The organism is Streptomyces sp. NPDC089799, assembly GCF_040684755.1.
In the GTDB taxonomy this organism is placed as follows: Bacteria; Actinomycetota; Actinomycetes; order Streptomycetales; family Streptomycetaceae; genus Streptomyces.
The window spans coordinates 54,730-80,941 of the sequence record NZ_JBFBGR010000010.1; the positions used below are offsets into that span (position 1 = coordinate 54,730).

Sequence of the window (26,212 nt, forward strand, 5' to 3'; positions counted from 1 at the left end):
ATGGACAGCGCACACGCACCGCACCCGGGGCGCGGCGGCAACCGGCCCGCCACCGCGGTCCGCCGTTCGGTGCTCCCGATCCACCCGCCGCGGGGTCCGCGGGCCGACCAGGCCCGTCCGGCCGTCCGGCCGCAGCGGATCCGCCGGCACGGCGGCGCCGTCCCGCTGATCTCCGCCGACGCGCTGGCCGCCGTACTGACCACCGCCGTCACCGCCGGGACGGGTCCGGGCCTGCCCGCCGGGGCGGCCGTACCGCTCGGGGTCCTGCTGGCCGGAGGAGCCGTCGCGCTGAGCGCGCAGGCCGGGCTGTACCGGCCGCGGCTCGCGCCCTCCGCGCTGTTCGAACTGCCCGCGCTGGCCGGGCGGGCGGCCGTCCTGTGGTGTGCCGTCGCGGCCGCCGCCGGGGCCGCCGACGCCGGCGCCGCACCCGGCTGGGGCGCCCTCCTGACCGCCGTCTGCCTGCAGACCGTACTGGCCTGTGCCGGGCGCGGGGCCGTCCACCTGCTGCGCCGCCGCACCGCCCTGCGCCGGCCGCGGTCCGCCCTGGTGGTCGGACCCGGCACCGGGGCGGGCACGGTGGCCGCCGCCCTGCAGGGCCGCCCCGAGTACGGGCTGCGGCCGGTCGGGCTCGCGGACACCGGGACGGTGGGGCCCGGCGCGGAGGCCGGCGGTCCGCTGCCGCTGCTCGCCACCCACGAGGACGTACGGCGCGCGGTGATCCAGAACTCGGTGCGGGAAGCGGTGTTCACCCGCCCGCCGGAGGCCGACGAGCACACCGCCTCGCTGGTCCGGCTCTTCCACGACCACGGCTGCCGGCTGTGGCTGGCCGACCCGTCCGGCACGGCCAAGATCACCGGAATGCGGGTGGCGCACCCCGCCGACCAGCTGTGGGGCTTCGCCGTGCAGCCGCTGCTGCCCCGGCCCGCCCGGCCGGTGGAGAGGGCCGTGAAGCGGGCCGTGGACACCGCCCTCGCCACCCTCGCCCTGCTCGCCGCGGCACCGGTGATGGGGCTGTGCGCGCTGGCCGTACGGCTGGCCGACGGGCCCGGGGTGATCTTCCGTCAGGAGCGCGTCGGCCTCTACGGGCGCCCGTTCACGCTGCTGAAGTTCCGCACCCTGCGCCCGGCGAACGAGCACGAGTCGGCGACCCGCTGGACGGTCGCGAACGACCACCGGATGAGCGCGGTCGGCTCCTTCCTGCGGAAGTCCTCGCTGGACGAGCTGCCCCAGCTGTGGAACGTGGTGCGGGGTGACATGAGCCTGGTCGGCCCGCGCCCCGAACGGCCCTTCTTCGTCGCGAAGTTCTCCTCGCTGCACCCCGGCTACGAGGCACGGCACCGGATGCCGGTCGGCATCACCGGGCTGGCGCAGATCAACGGGCTGCGCGGGGACACCTCCATCGAGGACCGGGCCCGCTTCGACAACCACTACATCGACACGTGGTCGCTCTGGCAGGACCTGTGGATCCTGGCCCGCACCGCCGCGTCGTTCTTCCGTTTCCGGCTGGGGGGAAGTTGAACACGGTCCTCGCCGCGCCCGCGGCGCCGACGGGTCCGCCGCCGACGGGTCCGTCGCGGCCGCGGCCGCCCCACCGTCACCGCCGGGGTCGCCGTTTCCGGGACGCGCTGCTCCGGGACTGGCCGCTGCTGCCGCTCGCGGCCACCGTCCTGCTGCTCGTCGCCCCGCTGCCGGCCGGTGACGTCACCGCCTCCGGCAAGGTCACCCCCGCCGACACCGCCTCGCTGCTGCTGGTGGCGGTCTGCGCGGTACGGGCGCTGCGCGGGGAGACGGGCCGGCTGAGCCTGCTGGGCGCGCTGGTGCTGGGCGTGCCGGCGGTGGGCCTGGCGGTGGCCACCGTCACCGCCGGGGACCCGGCCGCCGCCCTGCCCGGCTTCGTGCGCTACCTGCAGGTGTTCGTGCTGGTGCCGGGCGCGGTGGTGCTGCTGGTGCGCGAGGCGCGGCAGTTCCGGCTGGCCGTGGGGTGCTTCGTGGTGCTGGCGCTGGTGCAGGGCGCGGTGGGTGTGGTCCAGTACGCGACCGGGACGGGGGCCTCGTACCAGGGCGAGGACATCCGCGCGGTGGGCACCTTCGGGCCCGGCGACGTGATGGGCATGGCCACGGTGGTGGCGTACGGGCTGATCGCCGCGACGGCGGTGGCCCTCGCACCGGGCAGCGGCCGGCGGGCCCGGCGGGCCGCCGTGGCCGCGGCGGTGCTGCTGGTGGTGCCGCTGGTGCTGTCCTTCAGCCGGGGCGCGTGGATCGCGACGGTCGTGGCGGGGCTGGTGGTGATGCTGCTCGCGGGGGTCCGGCGGGCGCTGAAGGTGCTGGTGGCGCTGACCGCCGCCGGGGTCGTCCTGGTGGGCGGCTTCGGGGTGGGCTCCGAGATGATGGCCGAACGCCTCGCCTCGATCACGCAGGTCTCCAGCGCGCCCGACCAGTCGGTGACGGACCGGTACACGATGTGGGCGGCGGCCTCCTCGATGTGGCGGGAGCGGCCGGCCACCGGGGTGGGCCTCAAGGGCTTCCCGGCGAACCGGGACGGGCACTCCTCGCTGGGCCTGTCCTCCGGCAGCGACACGGCGGGGGCGGGGCGCGGATACCTCCGGCAGCCGCTGCTGTCCCCGCACAACATGTACCTGCTGGTGCTGAGCGAGCAGGGGCTGGTGGGCCTGGTGGCGCTGGCGGGTGGCTGGGCGGTGCTGCTGGTGGCCGGGATCCGCCGGGTCCTGGTCCGGGGCGCGGCGCCCCGGACGGCCCGGGACTGCGGGCTGATCGCGGTCGGGCTCTTCGTCTGGCAGACCACCGACTTCCTGTACGCCGACATCGGCGGGCCCTCCACGGTGCTGACCGGTGTGATCATCGGCCTCGCGGCCTGGTGGGCTGTCGGGACCGGGACGTTCGGGACCGGGACGTTCGGGACCCGGGCGTACGGGTCCGGGGCGGCCCCCGCCGGTCCGGACGCCACGGGCAGGCCCGGGGGCCCGGCGGTGCCGGCCCCGGCGGCCGTCGGCCGGGTCCCGGGCGCGGTCGCCCGTGAGGGTGCGGCCGGCCGGTGACGGATACCACGCCCTGGCGGCCCGCAGCCGCGGCGAACGGACTCGCCGCGGCTGCGGGGCGTCCCCCGGCCCCGTCGGACGGCGCCGCTCCCGCCGTGTCCCCGCCGTCGCCTCCGCCGGCCGCGGCCGGCGCACGGGCGGACGCACCCGCCCCGGCGGACCCGCCCCCCGGCGGGCCGGCCCCGGGCCGGGGACACCCGGGTACGGCCCCACCGACCCTTCCGGGGACCGGTGTTCCCGGTACGGCGGCCGCCGCCGGGGCGGGTGCTCCGGCGGCCCCGGTTTCCGGGTCGGCCGTCCCGGCGGCCGAGGCGGTGGGCGGCGGGGCCGCGCCCTGGGCGGCCGGTGCGCCGGGGCCGACGGCCGGGCGGGCGCGGGCATCGGTGCTGCGCGCGGACCGGACCGCGGGAGACACCCGCCTGCGCGTGGCGGGGCCCGCCGAGGGCGGGCCCGCCGGCGCGGAGCAGGCGGGGCCGGAGGCGCCGCAGGCGAAGCCGCCGGGCAGCGGTGTGCCACTGGGGCGGTTCCTCGCCAAGGCCGCCGCGGTCACCGCGGGACTGACCGCCGCCGGGGCGGTGCTCGGCCTGGTGCGCGACCAGACCATCGCCCACCTGTTCGGCGCCGGGCACGACAGCGACGCCTTCCTGATCGCCTGGACCGTCCCCGAGATGGCGTCCACGCTGCTCATCGAGGACGCCATGGCCCTGCTGATGGTGCCCGCGTTCAGCCACGCCCTCACCCGCCGGTCCGCCGCCCGGTCCGGGCTCAGCCGCCGGGAGGCGCGCGACCGGGACCCGGTGCGGCTGCTGGTCGGGGCCACCCTGCCGCGGCTGCTGGTGTTCCTCGCCGCGGTCGCCGCCCTGCTGGTGGTCGCCGCGCCCCTCGTCGTCGGCGTGCTCGCCCCCGGCCTGCCCGATCCGCAACTGGCCGTGCAGTGCACCCGGCTGACCGCCCTGACCGTGCTCACCTTCGGCGTGGCCGGGTATTTCAGCGCCGCCCTGCGCGCACACCGCTCCTTCCTGCCCCCGGCCGCGATCTACGTCTCGTACAACATCGGCATCATCGGCACGATGGTCGTCCTGCACCGGGTGTGGGGGGTGCGGGCCGCGGCCCTGGGGGTGGCCTGCGGCGGGCTGCTGATGGTGCTCGTGCAACTCCCCGCGTTCGTCCGGCACGTCGGCTTCGGCGTTCCCGGGCGGCGCGGCCGCCGCCGTGACCGCCGTGACGGCCATGCCCGCCGCGACCGCCGCAACCGCCATGACCGGGAGCGGGACCGGCCCACCCTGATCGCCTTCGGGATGATCGCCCCGGTCATCTTCTTCGCCGTGTTCCGGCAGTCCCAGGTCCTCGTCGAACGCTTCCTCGCCGCCTCGCTGCCGCCCGGCGCCATCTCGCACCTCAACTACGCGCAGAAGGTCGCGCAGATGCCGATGGTGCTGTCCCTGATGATCTGTACGGTCACCTTCCCGGTGGTCGCCCAGGCCGTGGCCGGCGGCGAACGCGAGAAGGCACGGCGACGGGTCGAGCAGGACCTCGCGCTCGCCTCGCTCGCCGTCCTCATGGGCACCGCGCTGGTCATCGGCTACGCCCCGCAGATCATCCAGGTGCTGTTCGAGCGCGGCGCGTTCACCCGGGAGGACACCCTCGCCACCGCCGCCGTGATGCGCGTCTACGGCCTGGGCCTGCTCGGCCACTGCCTGGTCGGCGCGCTGTCCCGGCCGTTCTTCTCCTCCGACCGCCCCACCTGGTTCCCCGCCCTGGCCATGGGCGGCGGCCTGCTCGTCAACGTCGTCGCGGGCGCCTTCGCCGCCGGCTGGTGGGGCACGTACGGCATCGCCGCCGCCAACGCCGCCGGCATCTCCACCACCGCCGCGCTGCTCCTCACCGGCCTCGGCTCCCGGATCATCGCCATCCAGGTCCGCCGGGTCGCCATCAGCCTGGGCCGGCTCTCCGTCGCCGCGGCGGCGGCCTGCGCCACCGGCTGGCTGGCCGGGCCGATGATCCCCGACCCGCTGCTCAGCGCCGCCCTCGGCTGCCTCCTGATCCCGGCCATGTTCGCCGCCACCGGCATGGCCATACGGGCGCTCGAAGTGACCGCCCTGCCCGCCCAGATCGCCCAGCTCACCTCGAGGTTCCGCCATGTTCGCTGACACCGACACGGCCCCGCCCGCCGCACCGGACCGGCCCGGACGGCGCACCGCCGCGCCCTGGGTCCTCATGTACCACTCCGTCCACGAGTTCACCGACCCCGCCGAGGACCCGTACGGGATCACCGTCACCCCCCGCACGCTCGACGCCCAGCTGGGCTGGCTGCGCTCGCGCGGCCTGCACGGGGTGTCCGTGGGCGAACTGCGCCGGGCCCGGAAGGCCGGCCGGGGCGCCGGACTCGTCGGACTCACCTTCGACGACGGCTACACCGACTTCCTCACCCAGGCGCTGCCGCTGCTGCAGCGGCACGGCTGCACCGCCACCCTGTTCGTGCTGCCCGGCCGGCTCGGCGTGGACAACGTCTGGGACCCGCTGGGACCGCGCAAGCCCCTGCTGTCCGCGGAGGGCATCCGCTCGGCCGCCGGGGCCGGGATGGAGATCGGCTCACACGGCCTGGTCCACCGGCACCTCACCACCTGCGCCGACGACGAGCTCCGGCAGGAGTTGCGGGGCAGCCGCGAGCTGCTGCGCGAGCTGACCGGCCGGCTCCCGGAGGGCTTCTGCTACCCCTACGGCAGCTTCGACCGCCGGGTGCTCACCGCCGCCCGGGCGGCCGGGTACCACTACGCCTGCGCCATCGTCCCCGGCCGGCTGTCCGGCCCGTACGCCATGCCGCGCACCCACGTCAGCCAGGCCGACGGGCCCGGCCGGCTGCGGGTCAAACGGCTCCGGCACCAGGTGCGGGAACTGAGCCGGACGGTGTTCCCGTGACGCCCCCGGGCGGGGCGGCCATGGTGGGCTCGGTGAGCTCGGCCAAGGCGCTGCACATCATCACCGGACTGGGCGTCGGCGGCGCCGAGCAGCAGCTGCGGCTGCTGCTGCGGCACCTGCCGATGCAGTGCGACGTACTGACCCTGACCAATCCGGGCCCGGTCGCCGACGGGCTGCGCGCGGACGGCGTCCGCGTGGTCCACCTCGGCATGCACGGCAACCGCGACCTGCGGGCGCTGCCCCGGCTGGTCCGGTTCATCCGGCGGGGCGGCTACGACCTGGTGCACACCCATCTCTACCGGGCCTGCGTGTACGGGCGGCTGGCGGCCCGGCTCGCCGGGGTGGGCGCCACGGTCGCCACCGAGCACTCGCTCGGCGAGGCCGAGATCGAGGGCCGCCCGCTGTCGGGCGGGGTGCGGGCGCTCTACCTGGCCAGCGAACGCCTGGGCGCGGCCACCGTCGCCGTGTCCGACACCGTGGCCGGCCGGCTGGAGGGGTGGGGGGTGCCCGCGGCCCGCGTGCACGTGGTCCCCAACGGCATCGAGGCCGTGCGGTTCCGCTTCGACCCGGCGGTACGGCGGGCCACCCGGGCCCGTACCGGGCTGCCCGAACGGGCCTTCGTGGCGGGCGGCGTCGGCCGGCTGGTGCCCGGCAAGCGGTTCGACGTACTGGTCCGGGCGGTGGCCGCGCTCCCCGGGGCGCACCTGCTGCTGGCCGGTGACGGGCCCGAGCGCCCGGCGCTGCGCCGGCTGGCCGCCGAACTGGGCGCGCAGAACCGCATCCACCTGCTGGGCGAGCGGGACCCGCTGGGGGACAGCGCGGACGGGCGGACGCCCGGCATCCCGGCGCTGCTGGCCGCGATGGACGTGTTCGTCTCCCCCTCCAGGGAGGAGGCGTTCGGGCTGGCGGTGGTCGAGGCGCTGGCCGCCGGACTGCCGGTGCTGCACGTCACCTGCCCGGCCATCGACGACCTGCCCGCCGCCGAGGCCCCCGGCGCCCGCCGGATCGGCACCGGCACCGAGGAGCTGGTCGCGGCGCTGCGCGGGCACATGGAGGCCGGTGCGACCCGGCTGCCGCCGCCCCCGGTGGTGCGCCGCTACGACATCAGCCGCAGCGCGGAACAGCTGCTGGGCGTCTACGCCCAGGCGCTGACCCGGAGCCGTCCGCCGGGGGTGCCGGCGCAGGTCTGAGCGGCCCGGGCGGTCGGCGGCCGCCGCCGACGGCGGCCGGACACGGGCTCCGGCACCGGCACGAACACGGGCTCCGGCACCGGCACCGGCACGAACACGGGCGTGAACGCGCCTGCACGAGCACGAGCACACGAGGACCACGAGCACACGAGGAAGTGAGCACGGAGATGGCCGAGACCTCCGACCACCAGCGAGCCGGCGGACCGGACGGACCCCCGTCCCGGACCGGCCGGCGCAAGGGCGGCCCGCGCGGGGCGCGGGGCCGCCTGTTCCCGCCGCCCGCCTGGTGGCCGCTGCCCGCCTGCGCCCTGCTGGGGCTGGCGGCCGGCGGCGCGTACGGGGTGCTCAAGACCCCCGAGTACGCCGCCACCAGCTACATCGTGGCGGTGCCGGACGACACCACCGACCCGGCCACCGCGCTCGGGTTCGCCCAGGCGTACGCGCGGATCGCGACCGGCACCGCGACCCTGGCGCAGGCCCGGCCGAGGGCCGGGCTCGACGAGCGGCAGCTGCGCACCCGGGTGCGGGCGGAGACCTCCCCCGAGTCCCCGATGATCGCGATCACCGGTACCTCGCCCCGCCCGGCGAAGGCCGCCGACATCGCCAACGCCGTCGCCGACGCGCTGACCCTGACCGGCAACCAGGCCGCGAAGAACACCGGTGTACGGCTGCTGCTGTTCAGCCAGGCCATGGCGCCCACCGAGCCCGTCTCCCCGTCCGCCCCGATCAGCGGGGCCGTCGGACTCTGCGCGGGCGGGCTGGCCGGCGGCCTGTGGCTGCTGGCCCGGCCGGGCGGCCGGCGGCGTACGGAGGAATGGGCCGAGCCCGGTGCGCCCGCGGCGGCCGGGGCCGTCGCGGAGGGGGCGTACGCGCCGCTGCCCGCCCAGGGCGAGGCGGCCGGCGCCGCGACCGCGCGGGAGAAGGAGCGGGCGCGATGACCACTGGCTCCGCCGGGGCCCTGACGGTGACGCTGTGCCGCGACCCCCGGCAGTTCGCCGGGCTGGAGCAGCCCTGGAACCGGCTCGTGCGCGCCTGTCCCGCCGCCACCCCCTTCCAGAGCCACGCCTGGCTGCACTCCTGGTGGCTGTCGTACGGCAGGGACGGGCGGCTGCGCATCGTCCTGGTGCGGCGCGACGGCGAACTGGTCGGCGCGGCCCCGCTGATGCTCGTGCACCGGCCGATGCCGCTGCTGGTCCCGCTCGGCGGCGGGATCACCGACTACTCCGACGTGCTGGTGGACGCCGCGCACGAGGAGGCCGTGCTGCCCGCGCTCGCCCGCGGCCTGCACCGGGCGGCCCGGGGCGCGGTCGTCGACCTGCGGGAGGTGCGGCCCGGGGCCGCGGCCGAGCGGCTGTTCGGGATGTGGGAGGGGCCGCGCACCGAGCTGGCCGACTCGGCCTGCATGGAGCTGCCGGTGCTGCCCTTCGAGGAGCTGGTCAGGCGGATGCCGACGGCCGGGGCGCAGCGGGTGCGCGCCAAGCTGCGCAAGGCCGACGCGGCCGGACTGGAGGAGCACGAGGTCACCGAGCACGAAGTGCCGCGCGCGGTGCGGTCGTTGCTGCGGCTGCACGAGAAGCAGTGGCGCGGCCGCGGGGTGACGCCGGAGCACCTGAAGCCGCGGTTCGCCGAGCACCTGACCCGGGCCACCCGGCGGATGGTGCGCACCGGACAGGGCCGGCTGACCGAGTTCCGGCTGGACGGCAAGGTGGTCGCGGCCAATGTGACCCTGCTGTCGGCCGGGCTGAGCGGCGGGTACCTCTACGGGGCCGATCCCGAACTGCGGGCCAGGAAGGTGGACGTGGCCTCGGTGCTGTTGCGGCACGAGGCGCAGCGGGCGCTGGCGGACGGGCGGGAGGTGGTGAGCTTCCTGCGCGGGACCGAGCCGTACAAGAACCACTGGCGGCCGGAGGTGGTGGTCAACCGGCGGCTGCTGCTGGCCACGGCACCGCTCGCGCCCCTGCTGCGGCTGCACGAGTCGCAGGTGACGGGACGCGAGCGGGCGGTGGGCGTGCTGCGGGAGGCCCTGCCGGCCGCCCGGGACTGGCGGGCCCGGCTGAACGAGCTGCGGGTCCGGTGACCGTCCGGTGACCGTCCGGTGCCCGCGGCCCGTCCTAGAAGGGCCAGGTCCAGTCGAACTTCACGCAGAGGGACTTCTTCCCGAGCAACTGGCCGAGCCAGTCGCCGAAGTTGAGCGGGAGGCACCACTCGGTGCTGTTGACCGGAGGCCGCGGGGTCGTCGGGTCCGGGCTCGGCTCGGGGACGTCGGGGGAGGGCTTCGGGGTGTCGGGGGACGGCTCCGGTCCCGGCCCCGGGACGTCCGGGGAGGGCTTCGGCTCGGCCGGAGTGGGAGTGGGCTCCGCGGGAGTGGGCACCGGCCGAGGCAGCGTCGTCAGCGCGTCCCGGAACACCTTTGCGGACTGCGGGTTCGCCGCGCACTGCCAGACGCCGTGCGGGCAGTAGTCCGTGATGGTGTGGTACAGCGGCTTGTGCTCGTCGATCCACTGGAGCATCCGCCGCATGTACTCCGGGTTGTCCCCGTAGCGGAACAGGCCCCATTCCGGGTAAGAGATCCGCTTGCCGTGTGCTTTCGCGAAATCGACATGGTCCTGGAGGCCGTACGGCTGGCTGATCATCTCGTCGAAGGTGCGGCCGGGCGCCTGGTCGTAGGAGTCCATCCCGATCACGTCCACGACGTCGTCGCCGGGGTAGCAGCGGTCCCAGCCGATCGCGTCGGTGCCGCGGCTCGGGGCGAAGTCGAAGCGGAACTCCTGTCCCGGCACCGAGCGCATCGCGGTGACGATCCGCCGCCAGTACCGCTTCCAGTTCTCCGGGTCCGGCGCGCACCGGTGGGTGTAGGTGACGCCGTTCATCTCCCAGCCCAGCACGATCACCGTGTCCGGGACGCCGAGGTCCACCAGCCGCTGCGCGAGGGTCTTGAAGTGCTGGTCGTAGTACCCCTGGGCGCCCGCCCTGATCAGCTGGGCGACCTGGTGGTCGGGCACCCGGGACTCGTTGCGCTCCTGCATGGGCACGTTGAGGACGAACATCCGGTCCGGGTCGCCGCGCCGCCACGCGGCCCAGTCCTCCAGGAAGTCCGGCGCGCCCTCGATGTTCGACCACCGGTCCCCGGGGAGGTACGTGTGGCCCACCCGGATCTCCCGGCCGCCGAGCCAGCGCGACAGCTGGGGGATGCGGGCCACGCCCTCCGGGCCGTAGTCCAGGTAGGCGCCCATGGCGATGCCGGTGTCCCCGGAGTCCTCCTGTTCCGGTGCCGCGAAGGCGGCGCCGGAGGCGAGCAGCAGCCCTGCCGTGACGGCACCGATGCCGGCACTGGCCACTCTGCGGCGCGGTCTGGGCATGGCGTCTCCCGGGATTCCCGAATCGGTGTGCTTGCACACGACGTTAGGCAGCTCATCCGATGAACGGCCTGTCCGATGCCCGGCTGGTAGGCCATTCGCAGCTGCGCACGCCCCCCCGCTTGGTCCGACTAGGTGAAAGACCCCGTTCCCATGCACGTGTTCACCCCGCAAGTGCCCGCCGTCCTGCTCCGGCTCGACCGGAACCCCTTCCACCACGGGACGCTCGGTGCCGTCCGCTCCCTGGGCCGCCGGGGCGTGGAGGTCCACGCGGTCGTGGAGGCCGGGGGCGGGCCGGTGGGCCGGTCCCGGTACCTGCACGCGGTCCATGCCGGTCCGTCAGGTCCTGCAGGCCTGCTCGACTGCCTGACGGGGGTCTCCGAACGGATCGGCCGGCCGGCGGTGCTCGTCGCGATGGACGACCTGAGCGCGATCGAGGTGTCCCGGATGGCGGCCCGGCTGGAGGGCCGGTTCCGGATCCCGCACCAGCCCGACGGACTCCCCGAGCGGGTCGCCGACAAGGCCGAACTGGCCGGTCTCTGCCACCGTTTGGGCGTGCCCCACCCCGAGACGGCGGTGCCGGGAAGCGCGGCGGAGGTCACCGAGGCCGTGTGGCGGCTGGGCCTGCCGGTCGTGGCGAAGTGGAGCCGGCCCTGGCTGCTGCCCCCGGGCGGCGGCCTGCGCAGCACCACCCTGGTGCACTCCGCGGCACGGGCCCGCGAGCTGTACGGGCGGTCGGCGGAGGCGGGCAGCCGGCTGCTGCTCCAGCGGTTCCTGCCGGCCGGACCCGACACCGACTGGTTCTTCCACGGCTGCTTCACCCGGGGCGGGCGGCCGCTGCTCACCGGGTCGGGCCGCAAGGAACTCTCCTGGCCGGTCCGCACGGGGCTGACGGCGGTGGGGCGCTGGCTGCCCGACCCGGCGGTGGAGGAGGCGGGCCTGCGGCTCGCCGAACAGCTCGGCTACCAGGGGATCCTGGACCTGGACTTCCGCCGGGACGAGCACGGCCGCTTCCGGCTGGTGGACTTCAACCCGCGGCCCGGCGCGCAGTTCCGGCTGTTCACGGCGGCCTCCGGGCTCGACGTGGTGCAGGCGCTGTACCTGGACCTGACCGGGCAGGTCGGGCAGGTCGGGCAGGGCAGGCAGGCCGGGCAGGGCAGGCAGGCCGGGCAGGCCGGGCAGGAGGGCCGTACGGAGCACCGGGGCGGGCCGGGCCGGGTCTTCGTGGTGGAGAACTACGCCCTGCTGGCGGCACTGCGGGGGGCCCGCCCGCCCGCCCGGCCGCCGGGGCGGGAGCCCGGCCGGGGGACCGAGACCGCCTGGTTCGCGTCCGACGACCCCGCGCCCTGCGTGGCGATGGGCGCCGCGTTCCTGGGGCGCGGCGCGCGGAAGGGGGCGTACGGGCTGTGGAACGCGCTGCGGGGCGTCCCGGCGCGCGGCCGCCGCACGGCGCGCGCCGTGGTCCGGGCGCCGCGCCAGCGCGACGGGGACGGCGACCTGGCCGACCTGCCCTCCCCGGAGGACCTCGTCGCCCGCCGCTAGGCCGTGAGCCGCTTCGTCGGGGGATCCACACGACAGCAGGGGATTCACACAACAGGGGGTCACTCGGGCGAGGGATGTGCAGCCGTGCCGGAGTGAACGGGAGGCCCGCACGGAAGGGGAGAAGCGTGACGCACATGGACGATCTCCTCGTGATCGGCGCAGGGCCGTACGGACTGTCGATCGCCGCCCACGCGGCCGGAGCCGGACTGGGCGTCCGGGTGCTCGGCCGGCCGATGGCCTCCTGGCGGGACCACATGCCCGACGGCATGTACCTCAAGTCGGAGCCCTGGTCGTCCGACCTGTCGGCACCCGGCGGCCGCCACACCCTCGCCGAGTACTGCCGCAGCCGGGGGATCCCGGCCGCGCACGGCCACCCGCTGCCGATCGGTACGTTCAGCGCGTACGGACTGTGGTTCGCCGGGCGGGCCGGGCCGGAGGTGGAGGAGCGGACCGTCACCACCGTGACCCCGTACGGCGCCGGCTTCCGGATCGGCACCGACGACGGCGGGGTCCTGCACGCCCGTACGGTCGCCCTGGCCGTCGGGGTGATGCCGTTCACCAACCTGCCGGCCCCGCTCGACGGGCTGCCGCCCGGGCACGCCTCGCACAGCAGCGCCCACCGTGACCTCGGCCGGTTCGCCGGGGCGGACGTGGCCGTGCTGGGCGCCGGCCAGGCCGCGCTGGAGACCGCCGTGCTGCTCGCCGAGGCCGGCGCCCGGCCCACCCTGGTGGCCCGCAGGCACCGGCTGAACTGGAACACCGTGCCCCAGCCGCTGGACCGCCCGCCGCTGCGGGCCCTGCGCGCCCCGCACAGCGGCCTCGGCACCGGCTGGCGCAGCTGGGCCTGGTCCGAGCTGCCCTGGGCGGTGCGCCGGCTGCCGGCCGCCACCCGCGAGCGGATCGCCGCCACCGCACTGGGCCCGGCCGGGGCCTGGTGGCTGCGGGAACGCTTCGAGGGCCGGGTCCCCGCCCTGCTGGGGCACGGCCTGCGCCGGGCGGAGCCGGCGGGCGCCCGCACCCGGCTGTGCCTGACCGCGCCCGACGGGGGGAGCGTCGCCCTGGATGCCGCGCACGTGATCGCGGCGACCGGTTTCACCCCGGACCTGGCCCGGCTGGGCCTGCTGGAGGGCGGGCTGCGCACGGGCCTGCGCACGGTCGGGCGGAGCCGGACCCCGGAGCTGAGCCCGTGGTTCGAGTCCTCGTACCCCGGACTGTTCTTCGCGGGGCTGCTGACGGCTCCCTCGTTCGGCCCTTCCATGCGATTCGTGCACGGCGCGGGCTTCACTGCGGGGAAACTGGTGGCAGGAGTCCGCCGGCGTCTCGGCGCCCGGGTCCCGCAGCCGGGTCGCCCCGGGTGGCGGCGGACGGCGGACGCCCAGGACGATCTGGACGGCCTGTCGACGGTGCAGCGGTGAGAGGGGTCCGTGATGAGCCGGGAGCGAGCACAGGGGCGCGGCTGGGTCCGCATTCCCGCGAGCCGGGCGGAACAGCCGCCGGTGGCCCCCGCACCGGGGCCCCCGGGGGCGGCCCCCGCCCATGCCTCCCCGTACGACCGCGACCGGGACCGCGACCGGGACCGTACGGCCGGGCCCTTCCCCTCCGCGGTCTCGACCGCCCCCGCGATCTACCTGTCCCTCGTCAAGCGCTGGCGAGAGGCCGGGCGCACTCTTCCGGGGCATCCTGACGAGGAGTGGGAGCGGCTGATCTCGAAGCCGTGCTGGCCCGGCCCCTGACGGGCCCGACCCCTGGCAGGACCGACCCCTGACCGACCCCGAGGTGGTGCCCCATGGCAGCGGAGGCGCACGGTGCGCCGGGCCCGGGCCCGGGCGCGGTCACCGGCCCCGGTGAGCGGCTGGCCCTCAACGGCATGGGCAGCTTCGAATGGGACCTCACGACGGGACGGGTGGTCGTCGACGCGTCCGGGATGGTGGTCTTCGACCTCACCCCGGAGGAGTTCGACGGCACCCCGGAGGGCCTGGGCCGGCACGTCCCGGAGGAGGACGCCGCCCGGCTCGGCGAGGTCGCCCGGGCCGCCCTGGAGGGCGGGGAGCAGTCGTACGGCGCGTACTTCACCGTGCTCCGGCGGGACGGCGTGGAGCAGTGGTCGCACACCCAGGGCCGGATCATCCGGGACGAGGCCGGCACGGCGCGGCGGATCGTCGCGGTGGTCCGGGACGCCCGCGCCGAGCTCGCCCACTCCGAGCTGCTGCGGAAGCTGGAGTCGGCGCGGGCCAAGCAGACCACGATCGTCCAGCGGACCACCGAGGCGCTGTCCCGGGCGGTGACCGTGGACGACGTCACGGCGGTGCTGACCGGTGCGGGGGCGCTGGAGCGGCTGGGCGCCGACGGGCTGGCGCTGGGCCTGGTGGAGAACGGCGCCATGAAGATCATCGCGCTGAGCGGGGAGTCCCTGGACATCCTCAACGAGCGGCGGTTCACCCGGCTGGAGGACGACATCCCGCTGTCCCGGGCGGTGATGACCCGCAAGGCGCGGTTCGTCACCTCCATGGACGAGCTGGCGCTTGAGTTCCCGACCATCGAGCACTACCTGCGGGCCATCGTCTTCGACGCGGCCGCCTACCTGCCGCTGATCGCCCAGGCCAAGGCGATCGGCGGGCTGGTGCTCTTCTACCGGCGGCGCGAGGAGTTCACCCCGGAGGAGCGGAACCTGACCCTGGGCCTCGCGGGCATCGTCGCCCAGTCCCTCCAGCGGGCGCTGCTCTTCGACCAGGAGCGGGAGTTCGCGACCGGCCTGCAGGCGGCCATGCTGCCGCGCCGGATCCCGGACATCAGCGGCGGGGAGATCGCGGTCCGGTACCACTCGGCGTGGAGCGGGCGGGAGGTCGGCGGGGACTGGTACGACGTGATCGCGCTGCCCCGGGACCGGGTCGGGATCGTGGTGGGCGACGTCCAGGGGCACGACACCCACGCGGCGGCGATCATGGGCCAGCTGCGGATCGCGCTGCGCGCGTACGCGGGGGAGGGGCACCCGCCGTCCACCGTGCTCGCGCGCGCCTCCCGGTTCCTGGCGGAGCTCGACACGGAACGCTTCGCCACCTGTACGTACGCCCAGGTGGACCTGGAGACGGGCGGCGTACGGGCGGTCCGCGCGGGCCACCTGGGGCCGCTGATCCGGCACACCGACGGCCGTACCGGCTGGCCCAACCTGCGCGGCGGCCTGCCGCTGGGCCTCGCCTCCTCCTTCGCCCAGGAGGACTTCCCCGAGACCCGGCTGGACCTGGTCCCGGGCGAGACGCTGGTGCTGTGCACGGACGGGCTGGTGGAGGAGCCGGCCGAGTCCATCACGGCGGGCATGGAGGCCCTGGCGCACGCGGTGCGGACCGGTCCGCAGGAGGCGGGCGCGCTGGCGGACCACCTGCTGGACCGGCTGTGGGAGCGCTGGGGGTCCGGCGACGACGTGGCCCTGCTGGTGCTGCGCCGGGCCCCGGACCCGGGCACCCACCGGGCGCCGCGGATCCACCAGTACGTCCACCAGGCCGATCCGGAGGGGCTGTCCGAGGCCCGCTTCGCGCTGCGCCAGGCGCTGCGGGACTGGGGCATGCCGGGGCTGGCCGACGACGTGGAGCTGGCGGCGGGGGAACTCCTGGTCAACGCCCTGCTGCACACGGACGGCGGTGCGGTCCTCACCATGGAGGTGCTGCCGGAACCGGTCCGCAAGGTCCGGCTGTGGGTGAAGGACCGGTCCAGCGTGTGGCCGCGCCGCCGCACCCCGGGGGAGGCGGCGACCACCGGGCGCGGGCTGCTGCTGGTGGACGCGCTGGCCTCGCACTGGGGCGTGGAGTCCCGGGGCGACGGCAAGGCGGTGTGGTGCGAGTTCGAGTCGCCGGCCCCGGTTTAGCGCGGGGTGCGGGTACGGGTGCGGGCACGGGCGTGGTGCGGGGCGATCGGCGCGGGCGTCCGGCGCGGTGCAGGGTGCCCGACCCCGGCGTGTCATGGGGCCTCACCCGGCGGCGCTGACACGAGTGGACGCATCCGCTTGTGCGCGGCCCACGGCGGCCCGACCATCTGGCCATGGGAACGATGCGGCCATGAGACCGGCCAAGCGCTGGGCGTCCACCGCCCTCCTCGCTGCCCTCCTGCTCGCGGCCGGCCTGCCGACCGTGCTCGGCCGGGCGACGGGCCGCCCCCAGGCGGACCCGTCCTGCCGGTCGGTGGCGTTCATGTCGATGGTCGGGATCGGGCCGGAATGCCCCTGACCGTCTCCTTCCGATCAGCCCGACGTCCGGACCGGGCGTCCGGCCGACTGCCCGGCCGGTCCGGTGTCCGCCGGGCTACCGGCCCGGGGCGACCAGCTCGACGTCCTTCCGGTCCGCCGCCAGGTGCGACACGGACACCGGCGGGAACACGCCGCTCGTGAGCCGTGCGGACTGCAGCCGCGCCTCGGCGCCGGCGGCGCCCGCGTGGACGCCGGGGGTCATCCGCAGCTTCCCGGTGGCGGACCACTGGTGCTGCTCGCCGTCGCAGACCGCCTCGTCGCCGCCGAAGGACAGGCGGGACCCGTCCTGGACGAGCGTCGCCTGGATCTGAACCGCCCCAGAGGGTGACGGCGTCACGCACCGGTAGGTCCCGGAAAGGGTGACGCTGTCGCCTTCGACAATGCGTCCCTGCTCCTGTACGGAAATCTCATTTCCGAAATCGGCGGAGTTCGCCGGGGTCGCAACGACAATCGCGGCCGCCGCGGCGCAGGCCGCGGCCAGGACCAGGCGGGAAGCGGCAAAGGCGGTGGGAATTCGCATGAATCCTCCGGGGTCTCGTGAGCGGTTCGGAGAGTGGTTCCGTGGTTCGCAAAGAATTGTGCTGCCCGAAGCCCGGCCGCTCTTCCGGCGCGCTCGTGTCGTTGGGTGCAATTGCCCGCTCGGCCGCGTGAGACTGACCGGAATGCCTCCCCCCGAAGCCCTCGTGGCCCTCGTGGGCCCCGAAGCCCCTGCGAAGCCCCCTGAGCCCGTGAAGGGACCCGCCATGGCCCGCCTCCCGTCCGCCCTGCCCGCCGGCCTCGCCCTGCTGCCCCTGTTCCCGCTCCTGCTGCTCGGCGCGACCGGCTGCACGGACGGTCGGGAGGGCGCCGTGGCCCCGGCCGCCGTGCCCGCCGTACCGGTGGACGACCATGCGCCGGGCGACGGCGACGGCGACGGCGACGGCGACGGCCCCGGCGACGGCTCCGGGTCCGCGCGCCGCACGGAGGCGCACGTCGGGGACGCGGTGCGGGTGCACGGCCGGGAGCTCGGCCGGCACCTGCGGGCCGTGCTCAACGCCTACGTCGACCCGGCCGTCAGCGTGGACCGGCGGTACGGGCCGCCCGCCGGCAAGCGCTGGGTGGCCGCCGGGATGTCCTTCGTCAACGTGGGCGGCGCGACGTACGGGTCACTCGGACGCATGTGGGCGCACGACAGCGCGGGGCGGCGCCATCCGCCGGTGCCCGCCGGCGGGCTCGGCGAGCTCACCACGGGCAAACCGCTCGTCTTCGATTCCCCCGCGGCGGGTGACCGGGCGGAGGGATGGGTCGTGTTCGAAATTCCGGAAAACGCGCGCATCGTGCGGCTGCAGTACGAGGACGCGAACATCAGGCCGAAATCCGGAGAGGGTTTCTGGGCGGTCTAGCCCGCCCGGGTGAAGGCCCGTGAAGGGGGTGGGGGAAAGACCACTAGGGTGCGGCGCATGACTTCGACTCAAGCCGAAATCGACCGGTCCCTGCTCGGCACCCTTTCCGTGCTCGCGTGGATCGGCGACCCCGAAGAGGGCCACGACCTCCCGTACCTCCTCGCCTATTCGCTCGGCGACGGCCCGGAGGGCAGGGAAGGCAGTGAGAAGGCCGCCGAGGCGCTGCTGCGGGAGATGCGCCTGCCCGTCGGGGACGAGGTGCTCGACGCCACCCGCAACCCCTCCTCCTTCCCGGTCCAGGTGCTGGTCGAGGGCGACCAGATCGCCCTCACCCTGCCCGGCCTCAATGCCGCCTGCACCGCCCCGCCGGAGTGGGTGGCCGCCGCCGACGACCACGGAGAGGTGTACTTCCTCTTCGGCACCCGCGCCTGGCCGGAGGCCGTTCCCGGCCGCCCGGTGACCGCCGAGATGCTCCAGGCGTACGCCGGTGACGAGGCCGTCCTCACCTCCAGCGCGCACTGCGTGCTCCGGGTGATGCGGCTGCAGAAGTAGGCGGGCTCCGGCCCGCCCGCCCCGGGGCCGCCGGCCGCCGGGCTCCCAGCCTGCCCGGTGGCCGGTCTCCCGGAACACCCGAACGGATCGCCCGAACAGGTTGCCCCGACAGGTCGCCCGGACGGGTCTCTCGAACGGACCGCTCGCAGGATCACTCGAAGGCGAACCTCAGGGTCCGGACCCGGTTGTCGAAGTTCGACCCGGCCAGGTCCGGCAGCCCCACCGCGCGCAGGTCCCGCGGCCGGGTCAGCAGCTCCCGGAACAGGGCCTTCATCTCCACCCGGGCCAGGTGCGCCCCCAGGCAGAAGTGCGGCCCGCCGCCCCCGAACCCCAGGTGCGGGTTGGGCGAGCGGGTGATGTCGAAGGCGTCCGGGTCGGTGAACACGGCCTCGTCGCGGTTGGCGGAGGCGTAGTACAGGACCACCTTCTCGCCCGGCACGAAGGTCCGGCCGCCCAGCGCGTGTTCGGCCCGTACGGTCCGGCGGAACTGGATGATCGGCGTCGAGTGCCGGATCATCTCCTCCACCGCCCCGTCGGCGTGCTTCTCGAAGTCCGACAGCAGCAGCTCCCGCTGGTCCGGATGGTCGGTCAGCAGGGTCAGCCCGTGCGTGATCGCGTTCCGGGTGGTCTCCACACCGGCCACCATCAGCAGCGAGAAGAACGCCCCCAACTGGCGGGCGCCCAGCGCCTGCCCGTCCACGTTGGCGGTCACCAGGGCCGAGATCAGGTCGTCGGCCGGGTTGCGGCGCCGCTCCCGGCCGATGCCCGCGACCATCCGCTGCATCCGGGCCAGGGCGCGCAGGCCCCGCCCGGGGATCCGCAGCCGGTCGGCCAGCCCGCGCTCCACCCCGATGTTCTCCGAGGCGTGGTTGACCCGGTCGGCGATCTCCGGACGGTGGCGCTCCGGGATGCCCATCATGTTGCAGATGACCTCCAGGGGCAGCCGGGAGGCCACGGCGGAGACGAACTCCTCGGGCCGCCGGGCCAGCACGTCGTCGACGATCCGCGCCGCCACGGCGTGGATGTCGGCCTCGGCGGCGGCCAGCAGCCTCGGGGTGAACGCCCGCTGCACGATCCGGCGCAGCTGGGCGTGGTCGCCGCCGTCCAGGTTCACCATCGAGTCCCCGAACAGCGCCCGCACCCAGCGGGCCGGCTCCGGGGTGGTGACCCCCGGAGAGCTGGCGAACACCTTCGGGTTCCGGCTGGCCTCCTGTACGTCGGCGTGCCGGACCAGTGCCCAGTGGCCGCGCCCGCGCCCCTCGGCGAAGTAGCGGGGCCCGTCGAGCGCCCGCAGCCGCGCGAACGCGGCGAGCCGGTCGCCCGGCGGGAGTTGCCAGAACACCGGGTCGGCCAGGTCCGCGCCCTCCGTGTCCTGTGGACCGCCGTACCGCTGTGCCGGGACCCTCATGGCGTACCCCTTCTCCTCAGCTCACCTGACGACCAGAACGCGTCCGGTGGGCCAAGGTCACGCCGACCGCGACGGTGGCGGCGGCCACCAGTCCCGTCCACAGCACGGCGTACGCGCCCGTCCAGGCGCAGAGCAGGATCACGGCCGCGGACACCGGGAGGGTCAGCTGCTGGGCCGCGCCCTGCTTGAAGTGCCGCGAGTGCAGCAGCCACACGAACGCCATGTACAGCGCCGCGGGCACGCACACGGCGAGGTTCGCGGCGACCGTGGAGATGTGCGCCTCCCCGGTGGCGTGCTCCACCGCGACCTCGATGCCGGCGCCGATGGCGGCCGCCGACGCGAAGATCACGAAGTGGCCGTATCCCCAGGGGATGGCCTCCCGGTTGCCGGTCAGCCGGTCGTGCACGGGCACCGCGAAGTAGATCCACCATGCCGCGAAGACCAGCAGCAGCCCGCCCGCGGCGATCGGCAGCAGCTCGTCCAGCGCCTCGTGCTCGTCCAGCGCGGACTGGACGGCGACCGTGGCCGCGGCGATGGTCTCGCCCAGCACGATGATGGTGAACAGGCCGTACCGCTCGGCGATGTGGTGTGCGTGCCAGGGCGTCTGGTGGCCCCGCTCGGCGATCAGCGGCACCAGCAGCTCGGCGGCCACCAGCACCAGGAACAGCCACCGCTTGCTGTCCTCCGGCGCCCACAGCAGCGCGATCCAGCCCAGCTGGCAGACCACCAGCCCGGCCGCGTAGAGGTGGGCGCAGTGCCGGGCCGTGCCGGTCTCCCCGGAGGCGGCGCGCAGCCACTGGGCGGTCAGGGCCAGCCGCATCACCACGTAGCCGAGGACGGCGACGGTCCAGTCGTTGGCGTTGAAGGCCCTGGGGATACCGGCCGAGTACACGAGCACGCCGGCGATCTGCACCAGCGTGGCGATCCGGTACGGCACGTCGTCGACGTCGTAGGCGGAGGCGAACCAGGTGAAGTTCATCCAGGCCCACCACACCCCGAAGAACACGAACAGGTAGCCCGTGATCCCGGCCGCGACATGGCCTTCGGCGAGGGCGTGCACCAGCTGCCGACCGGCCTGGGCGACGGCCACCACGAAACACAGGTCGAAGAACAGCTCCAGCGGGGTCGCCGTCCGATGGGCCTCGTCACGGCTGCGGGCGGTCATCTGTACGTACGCCATGCCGCCCAGCACAGCAGCCGCGGGGCGGCCCCGAGGCGAGGCGCGCGGCCCGCGTACCCCGCGCGGACGGGATCCGGCCCCTCCGCCCCCGTGCCGGACCGACCCCGAACGGCCGCATCGCGTAACGGGCAAAACGGGCTGAATCGGTAGGGAACGCCTAGCGTGGAGCTGTGTCCGAGCCCACAGAGCCGAACGCCGCCGCGCCGCCTCCTTCCGAGGCGGCGCCTCCGCAGGCCCCGCCGCCTCCGCAGGCACCACCGCCCCCACCGGTACCCCCGCTGCCGGAGGCGCCGCCCGACCCGGCCGGCCCACCGGACCGTCCGGCCGCGGGTCCGGGTGCCGGTCCGGGTGCCGGGGCGTCCCTCACCGCGCGCGCCACGCTCGCCGGGACCGCGGTCTCCCTCCTGCTCGTCCTCGCGATCGTGCTGGGCAGCCGCTTCCTGCGCGACTTCGACGCCGCCCTCCTGCCGTACGCGGTCGCCACCGTCTTCCTGGCCTTCGGCGTCGCCTACCGCTACACGGTCTGGGTCTCCGCCCCCGGCGCCAACCGGCTCTTCAGGAAGGGCTTCGGCAGCTTCTTCTCGGCGGACAACTTCAGGAAGGCGCCCACCGCCCTGCCGAGGATGCTCGCAACCTACCTGGGCTTCCAGAAGTTCCTCGGCGCCCGCTCGCGCGCCCGCTGGATCGCCCACCAGCTGATCTTCTGGGGCTGCCTGCTGGCCGCCGTGATCACCTTCCCGCTCACCTGGGGCTGGTTCACCTTCACTTCCCCGACCGGCTCCGGACCCGGCTACGAGATGCGCATCTGGGGGTTCAAGGTCCTCGGCTTCGACGCCCTGGACTTCTTCGGCTGGGTCATGTTCCACGGCCTCGACCTCGCCGCCGTCCTGGTCATCCCCGGCGCCTGCTACTTCCTGTGGCGGCGGATGAAGGACCGCGGCGCCATCACCGGGCAGCGCTTCGCCTACGACCTGCTGCCGCTGGTCCTGCTGATCGTCATCGCGGTCACCGGCCTGCTCCTCACCTTCTCCTCGATCTTCCTGAACGGCGGCGGCTACGAGTTCCTCGCGGTCCTCCACATGGTCTCGGTCGTCTTCACCCTCGTCTACATCCCGTTCGGCAAGTTCTTCCACATCGTCCAGCGGCCCGCCGCCGTCGGCATGCAGCTGTTCAAGTACACCGCCCCGCAGGACGAACGGGTCTTCGCCTGCAAGCGCTGCGGCGAGCCCGTGGACACCGCCCCGTACGTGGAGAACCTGCGCGGCACCATGCGGGACCTGGAGCTCGGCTTCGACGCCTTCGCCGAGTACTGCCCCCGCTGCAAACGGGTGCTGCGGGGCAGCGCCTACCTCACCCACGTCAAGGAAGGCTTCCATTGACCGCGCCGCAGCCCCTCGACCCCGCCGTCGTCCCGCCCGGAAGCCGGGCCTTCCGCGACGCGGGCGGCCTCGCGGCCGACCGGTGGCACGCCGACCAGGAAGGCGAGACCCTCGTCCCCACCCACTGCTGCTTCTGCGGGGTCCAGTGCGGCATGTACCTGCGGGTGGACCGGGCCGGCAAGGTCTTCGGCGTGGAACCGCGCAACCACGACATCAACCGCATGCGCCTGTGCCCCAAGGGCATCAACGCCTACCAGCAGGTCAACCACCCCGACCGGCTGACCTCCCCGCTGCTGCGGCGCACCCGTGACGAGCCCTTCCGCGAGGTGTCCTGGGATGAGGCCCTCGACCACACCGCGGCCGAGATCAAGCGGATCCAGCAGCAGTACGGCAACGACGCCTTCGGCATGCTCGGCGGAGCCAGCCTGTTCTCCGAGAAGACCTATCTGGTGGGCAAGTTCGCCCGCGTCGCCCTGGGGACCAGGCACGTCGACTACAACGGCCGCCTGTGCATGGTCAGCGCCGCCGGGGCCAACAAGCTCGCCTTCGGCATCGACCGGGCCGGCAACCCCTTCTCCGACATCCTCCTCACCGACTGCCTGCTGATCGCCGGGTCCAACGTCGGCGAGTGCTTCCCCGTGATGACCCAGTACCTGTGGGGCGCCCGGGACCGGGGCGCCACCCTGATCGTGGTCGACCCCAGGGAGACCGCCATCGCCCGCACGGCCGACATCCACGTCGCCCTGCGGCCCGGCACCGACTCGGCCTTCTTCAACTCCGTCCTGCACGTGGTCGTCAAGGAGGAACTCGACGACGAGGCCTACCTCGGTGCCCACACCACCGGCTGGGAGGAGGTCCGCGACACCGTCGCCGCGTACCCGCCCGAACGGGCCGCCGAGATCTGCGGCGTACCCGCCGAACAGATCGTCCGGGTCGCCCGGACCTTCGCGGGCGCGGACAAGGCCATGGCCTGGCACGCCCGGGGCATCGAGCACCACACCCAGGGCGTCGAGAACTGCCTCTCGGTGATCAACCTGTGCGTGGCCACCGGCAACATCGGCAAGCCCGGAGCCGGCTACGGCACCATCACGGGCCAGGGCAACGGCCAGGGCGGCCGGGAGCACGGCCAGAAGTCCGACCTCCTCCCCGGCGGCCGTTCCATCGGCAACCCCGAACACCGCCGCCAGATCTGCGAGATCTGGGGCATCGAGGAGTCCGAACTCCCCGCCGCCGGCACCTCGATGATGGAGATGGTCTGGCAGATGCAGCGGAAGGAGATCCGCGGCCTGATCGGCGTCTGCAACAACCCCTTCGTCTCGCTGCCCCACTACGCGGTGGTGAAGGAGGGCTACGACACCGCCGAATTCCACGTCCAACTCGACTTCTTCCTTTCCGAGACCGCGGCCAACGCGCACGTCGTCCTGCCCGTCACCACCTGGGCCGAGGACGAGGGAGTCATGGCCAACGCCGAAGCCCGGGTGGTCAAGCACAACAAGGCCCAGGAACCGCCCCCAGGGGTCCGCACCGACACCTGGGTGCTGTGCCGACTCGCCGAACGGCTGGGTTCCGGAGACAAATTCGTCTACACCGGCTCCCGTGACGTGTTCGAGGAACTCCGCATCGCCTCCGCGGGCACCGTCAACGACTACTACGGCATCACCTACGAGCGCCTGGAGCAGACCGGGGGCATCGCCTGGCCCTGCCCGTCCACCGAACACCCGGGCACCCCCAGGCTGTTCGAGGACGGCCGCACCTACCACCCCGACGGCAAGATCCACCTCCAGGTCGTCGAATGGCACCCCCCGGCGGACCCCTACTCCGATGAATTCCCCCTCTCCCTGACCACCGGCCGCACCGTGGCGCACTTCCTGTCCGGCAACCAGACCCGCCGGCTGGGCGCCCTGGTCGAGCAGACCCCGCGCCCCTGGGTGGAGGTCCACCCCTCCCACGGGTTCCGCACCGGCGACCCCGTCCGCGTGGTCACCCGCCGCGGCAGCGAGGTGTTCCCCGCCCTGGTCACCGAGGCGATCCGCCCCGACACGGTCTTCATCCCCTACCACTGGCCCGTGCCGACCGCGGCGAACGCCCTCACCAACGACGCCCTCGACCCCCGGTCCAAGATCCCCGAATACAAGGTCTGCGCCGCCCGGATCGAGGCCGGCACACAGGTCGACGAGGTCCCGCCACCGCCCACCGCACCCGGGCACGAGGCGTACCCGGAGACCCAGGTCTCCCGTACCGATCCGCGTCCCCCCACGTCCCCGCAGGGCCGTGGCACGGCCGAGAGGGGCTGAGCCGACCCATGATGGGCCGCACCATCTTCATCGACCCGGGCCGCTGCATCGGCTGCCAGGCATGCGTCTCGGCCTGCCGCGAATGCGACTCGCACCGAGGCACGTCGATGATCCACCTGGACTACACCGACGCCGGCCGGTCCGTCGCCTCCCTCCCCACCGTCTGCATGCACTGCGAGGACCCGGTCGCCCCGTGTGCCGAGGTCTGCCCCGCCGACGCCATCCTGGTCACCGCCGACGGAGTGGTGCAGCAGGCCGACACCACCCGCTGCATCGGCTGCGCCAACTGCGTCAACGCCTGCCCCTTCGGCGTTCCGAAGATCGACCTCCAGGCCAAGCTGCAGATGAAGTGCAACCTCTGCTACGACCGCACCGCCCACGGACTCGCCCCCATGTGCGCCACCGTCTGCCCCACCGGAGCCCTCTTCTACGGAACCCTGGAGGAGCTCCAGGCCGAACGCCCCGGGGTCCAGGTCGCGGACTCCTTCGCCTTCGGTGACGTGGTCGTCAGCACGGGCGTCGCGATGGTCGTCCCCGCCGACAAGGTCCAGTGGCCCGTCCCCGGCGGCCTGCCCGTCGTCGAAGTCAACGGAGTCGATGTCCGATGAGCCTGACCGACCAGCCCGGTGCCGGACCCACGGCCGGGCCCACCGCCGGACACGCCTCCGCACGCGCCGCCGAACCCGCCGCCGAGGCCGCCCGTGAGCAGCTCCGCGACCGGATCAGTGCCGACTCCCTCACCACCCGGCGCGACTACCTCCGGATCGTCGCCACCGTCTCCGGCGGCCTGGCCATCGGAGGGGTCGGCGTCGCCGCCGGCATCCTGCACCGGCACGGCGACAGCGAGACCCTCCCCGAGACCAGGAAGGTCACCGACCAGCTCCTCCCCGGGCAGTCCGTGGCCTTCCGGTTCCCCGGGGACGAGGACCGCGCCCTCGCCGTCCGCCTCGGCGACGGCACCCTGGTCGGCTACTCGGCCGTCTGCACCCACCTCTCCTGCGCGGTGCTGTGGCGCGCGGACCGCGGACCCGAGGGCGAGCTCTACTGCCCCTGCCACGAGGGCGTCTTCGACGCCCGCACCGGCGAAGTCGCCGCCGGCCCACCACCGCGCCCGCTCCCCAGGATCTTCCTGATCGAGCAGCTCGACGGCAGTGTCTGGGCCGTCGCCACCGCCCGGTCCGGAGAACCCGCCAAGGACGCCCTGTGCCGGCAGTTCGCCGAGCCCCGCCCCGACATGGCCCAGCGGCTCGGCTGCCCGGGAACCACCACCGCCCCCGAGAACGGGCAGACCTGATGAGCGACGCCCCGGTGCCTCCCCGGCCCGCCCACAGCCCGCGGCCCGCGTACAGCCCAGGCAGTGCCCGGCCCCGGCTGAACCGGCCGGTCCGCGAGCGCTACCCGCAGATCCGGCCCACCAGCGGCTACGGCGACCCCCGCGTCCGCCACACCGGGCCGGGCCCGGGGGCCGGCACCGAGCAGGAGCCCGAGCGGTCCGCCAAACTCAACGCCCGTCTCGCGCTGGTCCTGACCGTGGTCGTCGGCCAGCTCTGGGGACTGGCGGTCACCGTCAACGCGTGGATGCAGGGCCACACCGGGACGGCCTGGTGGGGGGCGGGATTCCTGATCCTGTCCTTCCTGGTCGTGCTCGGACTGTGGTACCTCGATCCGAAGGACCGGTGACCCGCCTCCCTCCCGCCGGCACCCCGCGGTCCAGTCC

At 74.7% G+C, this 26,212-nt stretch carries 23 protein-coding genes; 19 read left to right on the plus strand and 4 right to left on the minus strand.

Going from position 1 to position 26,212, the window contains the following annotated elements:
- The 7 genes from AB0O36_RS13340 (at nucleotide 1) to AB0O36_RS13370 (ending at nucleotide 9,242) form a co-directional block, all read left to right on the plus strand.
- On the plus strand, nucleotides 1–1,518 hold the full coding sequence (locus AB0O36_RS13340; protein ID WP_365108934.1) for a sugar transferase: 1,518 nt from the start codon (nucleotides 1–3) through the stop codon (nucleotides 1,516–1,518).
- A gap of 107 nt (nucleotides 1,519–1,625) precedes the next feature.
- Nucleotides 1,626–3,056 (plus strand): O-antigen ligase family protein, encoded by a 1,431-nt coding sequence (locus AB0O36_RS13345; protein ID WP_365108937.1) that lies wholly within the window; start codon nucleotides 1,626–1,628, stop codon nucleotides 3,054–3,056.
- Complete coding sequence (locus AB0O36_RS13350) at nucleotides 3,053–5,206, plus strand: lipid II flippase MurJ (RefSeq protein ID WP_365108464.1); 2,154 nt, start codon at nucleotides 3,053–3,055, stop codon at nucleotides 5,204–5,206. The genes AB0O36_RS13345 and AB0O36_RS13350 overlap by 4 nt, the downstream gene beginning before the upstream one ends.
- Nucleotides 5,196–5,975: a polysaccharide deacetylase family protein gene (locus tag AB0O36_RS13355; protein WP_365108467.1), complete on the plus strand. Its 780-nt coding sequence runs from the start codon at nucleotides 5,196–5,198 to the stop codon at nucleotides 5,973–5,975. Before AB0O36_RS13350 ends, AB0O36_RS13355 begins: the two co-directional genes overlap by 11 nt.
- 20 nt (nucleotides 5,976–5,995) lie before the next feature.
- Nucleotides 5,996–7,165: a glycosyltransferase gene (locus AB0O36_RS13360; RefSeq protein WP_365108940.1), complete on the plus strand. Its 1,170-nt coding sequence runs from the start codon at nucleotides 5,996–5,998 to the stop codon at nucleotides 7,163–7,165.
- A gap of 167 nt (nucleotides 7,166–7,332) precedes the next feature.
- Complete coding sequence (locus AB0O36_RS13365) at nucleotides 7,333–8,103, plus strand: lipopolysaccharide biosynthesis protein (protein ID WP_365108470.1); 771 nt, start codon at nucleotides 7,333–7,335, stop codon at nucleotides 8,101–8,103.
- Complete coding sequence (locus tag AB0O36_RS13370) at nucleotides 8,100–9,242, plus strand: GNAT family N-acetyltransferase (RefSeq protein ID WP_365108473.1); 1,143 nt, start codon at nucleotides 8,100–8,102, stop codon at nucleotides 9,240–9,242. Before AB0O36_RS13365 ends, AB0O36_RS13370 begins: the two co-directional genes overlap by 4 nt.
- Nucleotides 9,243–9,276: 34 nt before the next feature.
- Here the strand turns inward: AB0O36_RS13370 and AB0O36_RS13375 are convergent, their stop codons facing one another.
- A complete protein-coding gene (locus tag AB0O36_RS13375; protein ID WP_365108476.1) occupies nucleotides 9,277–10,524 on the minus strand; it encodes a glycosyl hydrolase in 1,248 nt (415 codons plus the stop codon).
- 150 nt (nucleotides 10,525–10,674) lie between these two features.
- Between AB0O36_RS13375 and AB0O36_RS13380 the strand changes: the two genes are divergently transcribed.
- The 5 genes from AB0O36_RS13380 (at nucleotide 10,675) to AB0O36_RS13400 (ending at nucleotide 16,280) form a co-directional block, all read left to right on the plus strand.
- The gene (locus tag AB0O36_RS13380; protein ID WP_365108479.1) at nucleotides 10,675–12,063 is read left to right on the plus strand and encodes an ATP-grasp domain-containing protein; all 1,389 of its coding nucleotides are present in this window, start codon (nucleotides 10,675–10,677) and stop codon (nucleotides 12,061–12,063) included.
- A gap of 134 nt (nucleotides 12,064–12,197) precedes the next feature.
- Entirely contained in the window at nucleotides 12,198–13,478 is a 1,281-nt protein-coding gene (locus tag AB0O36_RS13385; protein ID WP_365108481.1) for an NAD(P)-binding domain-containing protein, read from the plus strand.
- A gap of 12 nt (nucleotides 13,479–13,490) precedes the next feature.
- Entirely contained in the window at nucleotides 13,491–13,796 is a 306-nt protein-coding gene (locus AB0O36_RS13390) for a hypothetical protein (RefSeq protein ID WP_365108483.1), read from the plus strand.
- A gap of 53 nt (nucleotides 13,797–13,849) precedes the next feature.
- The gene (locus AB0O36_RS13395; protein ID WP_365108486.1) at nucleotides 13,850–15,922 is read left to right on the plus strand and encodes a SpoIIE family protein phosphatase; all 2,073 of its coding nucleotides are present in this window, start codon (nucleotides 13,850–13,852) and stop codon (nucleotides 15,920–15,922) included.
- Nucleotides 15,923–16,112: 190 nt separating this feature from the next.
- A complete protein-coding gene (locus AB0O36_RS13400; protein ID WP_365108489.1) occupies nucleotides 16,113–16,280 on the plus strand; it encodes a hypothetical protein in 168 nt (55 codons plus the stop codon).
- A gap of 75 nt (nucleotides 16,281–16,355) precedes the next feature.
- Here the strand turns inward: AB0O36_RS13400 and AB0O36_RS13405 are convergent, their stop codons facing one another.
- Nucleotides 16,356–16,820 carry a DUF6299 family protein gene (locus tag AB0O36_RS13405; protein WP_365108491.1) on the minus strand — a complete coding sequence of 155 codons (465 nt, stop codon included), beginning with the start codon at nucleotides 16,818–16,820 and terminating at the stop codon, nucleotides 16,356–16,358.
- A gap of 223 nt (nucleotides 16,821–17,043) precedes the next feature.
- Between AB0O36_RS13405 and AB0O36_RS13410 the strand changes: the two genes are divergently transcribed.
- Both AB0O36_RS13410 and AB0O36_RS13415 read left to right on the plus strand, forming a co-directional pair.
- Nucleotides 17,044–17,682, plus strand: coding sequence for a hypothetical protein (locus AB0O36_RS13410; RefSeq protein WP_365108494.1), 639 nt, complete (start codon nucleotides 17,044–17,046; stop codon nucleotides 17,680–17,682).
- A 57-nt stretch (nucleotides 17,683–17,739) separates the two neighbouring features.
- Nucleotides 17,740–18,234: a DUF5949 family protein gene (locus AB0O36_RS13415; RefSeq protein WP_365108497.1), complete on the plus strand. Its 495-nt coding sequence runs from the start codon at nucleotides 17,740–17,742 to the stop codon at nucleotides 18,232–18,234.
- Nucleotides 18,235–18,385: 151 nt separating this feature from the next.
- On the opposite strand, the gene AB0O36_RS13420 is transcribed toward AB0O36_RS13415, so the two are convergent.
- Both AB0O36_RS13420 and AB0O36_RS13425 read right to left on the minus strand, forming a co-directional pair.
- The gene (locus AB0O36_RS13420; protein ID WP_365108500.1) at nucleotides 18,386–19,642 is read right to left on the minus strand and encodes a cytochrome P450; all 1,257 of its coding nucleotides are present in this window, start codon (nucleotides 19,640–19,642) and stop codon (nucleotides 18,386–18,388) included.
- Between the two features lie 16 nt (nucleotides 19,643–19,658).
- Nucleotides 19,659–20,822 (minus strand): low temperature requirement protein A, encoded by a 1,164-nt coding sequence (locus AB0O36_RS13425; protein ID WP_365108503.1) that lies wholly within the window; start codon nucleotides 20,820–20,822, stop codon nucleotides 19,659–19,661.
- A gap of 404 nt (nucleotides 20,823–21,226) precedes the next feature.
- On the opposite strand from AB0O36_RS13425, the gene AB0O36_RS13430 reads away from it, so the two are divergent.
- The 5 genes from AB0O36_RS13430 to AB0O36_RS13450 are packed head-to-tail and all read left to right on the plus strand — an operon-like array spanning nucleotide 21,227 to nucleotide 26,175.
- On the plus strand, nucleotides 21,227–22,201 hold the full coding sequence (locus AB0O36_RS13430) for an MFS transporter (protein ID WP_365108943.1): 975 nt from the start codon (nucleotides 21,227–21,229) through the stop codon (nucleotides 22,199–22,201).
- Nucleotides 22,198–24,495, plus strand: a complete 2,298-nt coding sequence (locus tag AB0O36_RS13435) for a molybdopterin oxidoreductase family protein (RefSeq protein ID WP_365108506.1) — start codon at nucleotides 22,198–22,200, stop codon at nucleotides 24,493–24,495. The genes AB0O36_RS13430 and AB0O36_RS13435 overlap by 4 nt, the downstream gene beginning before the upstream one ends.
- A gap of 8 nt (nucleotides 24,496–24,503) precedes the next feature.
- Entirely contained in the window at nucleotides 24,504–25,103 is a 600-nt protein-coding gene (locus tag AB0O36_RS13440; RefSeq protein WP_365108508.1) for a 4Fe-4S dicluster domain-containing protein, read from the plus strand.
- On the plus strand, nucleotides 25,100–25,789 hold the full coding sequence (locus AB0O36_RS13445) for a Rieske (2Fe-2S) protein (RefSeq protein ID WP_365108511.1): 690 nt from the start codon (nucleotides 25,100–25,102) through the stop codon (nucleotides 25,787–25,789). The genes AB0O36_RS13440 and AB0O36_RS13445 overlap by 4 nt, the downstream gene beginning before the upstream one ends.
- Nucleotides 25,789–26,175, plus strand: coding sequence for a hypothetical protein (locus AB0O36_RS13450; RefSeq protein WP_365108513.1), 387 nt, complete (start codon nucleotides 25,789–25,791; stop codon nucleotides 26,173–26,175). The genes AB0O36_RS13445 and AB0O36_RS13450 overlap by 1 nt, the downstream gene beginning before the upstream one ends.
- The last annotated feature ends 37 nt before the right edge of the window (nucleotides 26,176–26,212 follow it).

What these genes read in the sequence shown, in the direction of transcription:
- AB0O36_RS13340 (WP_365108934.1), top strand. Translation starts at nt 1, where the DNA reads ATGGACAGCGCACACGCACCGCACCCGGGGCGCGGCGGCAACCGGCCC.
- AB0O36_RS13355 (WP_365108467.1), top strand. Translation starts at nt 5,196, where the DNA reads ATGTTCGCTGACACCGACACGGCCCCGCCCGCCGCACCGGACCGGCCC.
- AB0O36_RS13360 (WP_365108940.1), top strand. Translation starts at nt 5,996, where the DNA reads ATGGTGGGCTCGGTGAGCTCGGCCAAGGCGCTGCACATCATCACCGGA.
- AB0O36_RS13365 (WP_365108470.1), top strand. Translation starts at nt 7,333, where the DNA reads ATGGCCGAGACCTCCGACCACCAGCGAGCCGGCGGACCGGACGGACCC.
- AB0O36_RS13370 (WP_365108473.1), top strand. Translation starts at nt 8,100, where the DNA reads ATGACCACTGGCTCCGCCGGGGCCCTGACGGTGACGCTGTGCCGCGAC.
- AB0O36_RS13375 (WP_365108476.1), bottom strand. Translation starts at nt 10,524, where the DNA reads ATGCCCAGACCGCGCCGCAGAGTGGCCAGTGCCGGCATCGGTGCCGTC.
- AB0O36_RS13380 (WP_365108479.1), top strand. Translation starts at nt 10,675, where the DNA reads ATGCACGTGTTCACCCCGCAAGTGCCCGCCGTCCTGCTCCGGCTCGAC.
- AB0O36_RS13385 (WP_365108481.1), top strand. Translation starts at nt 12,198, where the DNA reads ATGGACGATCTCCTCGTGATCGGCGCAGGGCCGTACGGACTGTCGATC.
- AB0O36_RS13390 (WP_365108483.1), top strand. Translation starts at nt 13,491, where the DNA reads ATGAGCCGGGAGCGAGCACAGGGGCGCGGCTGGGTCCGCATTCCCGCG.
- AB0O36_RS13395 (WP_365108486.1), top strand. Translation starts at nt 13,850, where the DNA reads ATGGCAGCGGAGGCGCACGGTGCGCCGGGCCCGGGCCCGGGCGCGGTC.
- AB0O36_RS13400 (WP_365108489.1), top strand. Translation starts at nt 16,113, where the DNA reads ATGAGACCGGCCAAGCGCTGGGCGTCCACCGCCCTCCTCGCTGCCCTC.
- AB0O36_RS13405 (WP_365108491.1), bottom strand. Translation starts at nt 16,820, where the DNA reads ATGCGAATTCCCACCGCCTTTGCCGCTTCCCGCCTGGTCCTGGCCGCG.
- AB0O36_RS13410 (WP_365108494.1), top strand. Translation starts at nt 17,044, where the DNA reads ATGGCCCGCCTCCCGTCCGCCCTGCCCGCCGGCCTCGCCCTGCTGCCC.
- AB0O36_RS13415 (WP_365108497.1), top strand. Translation starts at nt 17,740, where the DNA reads ATGACTTCGACTCAAGCCGAAATCGACCGGTCCCTGCTCGGCACCCTT.
- AB0O36_RS13420 (WP_365108500.1), bottom strand. Translation starts at nt 19,642, where the DNA reads ATGAGGGTCCCGGCACAGCGGTACGGCGGTCCACAGGACACGGAGGGC.
- AB0O36_RS13425 (WP_365108503.1), bottom strand. Translation starts at nt 20,822, where the DNA reads ATGGCGTACGTACAGATGACCGCCCGCAGCCGTGACGAGGCCCATCGG.
- AB0O36_RS13440 (WP_365108508.1), top strand. Translation starts at nt 24,504, where the DNA reads ATGATGGGCCGCACCATCTTCATCGACCCGGGCCGCTGCATCGGCTGC.
- AB0O36_RS13445 (WP_365108511.1), top strand. Translation starts at nt 25,100, where the DNA reads ATGAGCCTGACCGACCAGCCCGGTGCCGGACCCACGGCCGGGCCCACC.
- AB0O36_RS13450 (WP_365108513.1), top strand. Translation starts at nt 25,789, where the DNA reads ATGAGCGACGCCCCGGTGCCTCCCCGGCCCGCCCACAGCCCGCGGCCC.